Origin of the sequence: Shewanella sp. SG41-4 (genome assembly GCF_014164505.1) — a bacterium.
GTDB lineage: Bacteria > Pseudomonadota > Gammaproteobacteria > Enterobacterales > Shewanellaceae > Shewanella.
In genome coordinates this window covers 1-1,964 of the sequence record NZ_JACJFI010000492.1, presented here as the reverse complement: position 1 = coordinate 1,964, position 1,964 = coordinate 1, and the positions used below count along the sequence as shown (strand labels likewise).

Annotated in this window: 1 protein-coding gene and 2 pseudogenes; 1 reads left to right on the top strand and 2 read right to left on the bottom strand. The window is 42.1% G+C overall.

The window, feature by feature from the left end; all coding sequences use genetic code 11:
- Positions 1-238: 238 nt before the first annotated feature.
- A pseudogene (locus H5202_RS21490) lies at positions 239-439 on the bottom strand (integrase); the annotation flags it as partial.
- A gap of 5 nt (positions 440-444) precedes the next feature.
- On the opposite strand from H5202_RS21490, the pseudogene H5202_RS21485 reads away from it, so the two are divergent.
- Positions 445-675 (top strand): annotated as a pseudogene (locus H5202_RS21485) (IS5/IS1182 family transposase); the annotation flags it as partial.
- A gap of 128 nt (positions 676-803) precedes the next feature.
- Here H5202_RS21485 and H5202_RS21480 read toward each other — a convergent pair.
- On the bottom strand, positions 804-1,964 hold a 1,161-nt coding region (locus tag H5202_RS21480; protein WP_220493963.1), incomplete at its 5' end, for a S41 family peptidase.

The window sequence follows — 1,964 nt, the reverse complement described above, 5'->3', positions numbered from 1 at the left end:
CCAAGCTATTGAAAAGCTGGTTATTAATAAGAACTCTATCAGAGCCGTGCCGAATAAACTAGCAAGAAAAATTGAAAAGTGTGTATTGAGACTGATGTTTTTCGAAAGTAATTAGTAACTGGCTTTTATGGATTAGTAAAAGTAGGTCAACAGGCTCGTCAATGTCCTGTGCAGCTTATCGCCTGAAACTGGTAAAGGGGCACAGGCTTTTCAGGAGAAAAGCCTGTATCAGCAAGCCTCAGCAGTCTGTTTGCTCTGAGAGCCTCAGAGCGTCTTCCAGTTCCACTCCAAGGTAACGAATAGTGTTATCTAGCTTCGAGTGCCCCAGTAAAATCTGTACCGCTCTGATGTTTTTTGTTTTGGCATCGATCAAGGTTGCTTTAGTACGGCGCATGGAATGAGTGCCATAGTAGTCCGCATTCAATCCAAGTTTTACTGCCAGAGTTGAAGAAGCTCCCACGCAAGAACAAGCTGGCCATCCGTTACGAATACCTGAAGGCCAGTATCCAAGCCAAGGTTGAACATCCATTTAGGATAGTTAAATGTCAGTTTGGTTTCGTCAAAGCCAGGTACAAGGAACTGGTTAAAAACGACAGTCAGCTGGTGATGTTATTCAACTTGGCGAACCTAGTGGGAGTCGACCAATTAATAAGCGCACAGGCGAGATCTACCTAAAATGGGAAAATTGACTTAAAACAGGTCCAAAATCAGCCTCATAGAGACGATTTTTAGCTGAAAATAAGAAAATAGAGCCACAGGACGTCGATAATGATGGCCTTGGGGCTCATGTAGGGAGAATCTGACTACTTAATCGCAGCTTCCCTGGTTCTAATTACCTCAATAGCCTTTTCCACTAACTCATCCCTACCTTCTTTCACTCCTTCTATGGTTTGCTTCACCTCTAAATCAGGAATAATACCTACTCTTTGAGTTTCTCCACCGTCAGGATAATAAACTCCAAGACCGGAAAAAGTCGTCCTTAATAGACCCGGCAGAGCAAAGCTCACAATGTTGCCATCTGCACCTGACGTTTTACTCCCTATTATCGCAGTGTCTCTACCCGCCCTAAATGCCATCGCAGTAAACTCAGCTTGACTTTGCGTGTTTTCATTCACTAAGACAACTAGCTTTCCTTTAAAAGTCACTTCCGACGGTTTAAGAACCGCTACATTACCAACGCCAAACTCACCCGGGTTATTTATGTTTGGATAAGTGAATTTCGCGAATGCTCTTTTATCTTCCACGAAAAATGAACCCAAACTATACATTGATGGAGTGTTAGGATAATTTCGAATATCAATTATAATGCCTGCCGCATCCTTGAATTGATTTTTTATAGAATCCACATCCTTTTTTTCAATGGTGGCCAACGTAACGTAACCAATATCCCCATCGATAGTTTTATAGCTTTTTTCACCCTTAGGTTTGCGATACAACTGGAAAACGTGCAACTCTTCCTTTTTGAATAATTTTAGCGACGTATTACCCATTAACTTGTCGCGCCTAAAGCTTATATCTATTTTAGCCTTATTCGACCTCAACAAATCAGGAGCAATATCTCTTAGCCTTGAAGCTTCATTTGATGCAGGGTAATAACGCAGCTTATCCCTAACCAACTCTTCCACGGCGACACCATCGATCTCTGTAATAACATCGCCTATAGACAGGCCGCTCAGGCGGGACATATCGCTGATATCACGCTTGTTTTCCGTGTAAAAATCCACCACAACAAGCTCACCCTCAACAAACCTTGTGAAAACTGGTGGGTAAAATTCACCTCGCATTTTTTCAACTTCACCGCGACCAGCCCATAAATTAGCATGCGTATCCTTAAGCTCACCCATTAAAGATAGCGCCACTTTTTCATAATCTAACCGATTTTTTGCCCCTAGAAACAATGGAATATATTCAGCGAGAACACTACTCCACTCCTTATCAGTCAACTGCTTATACGGAAAAAAATA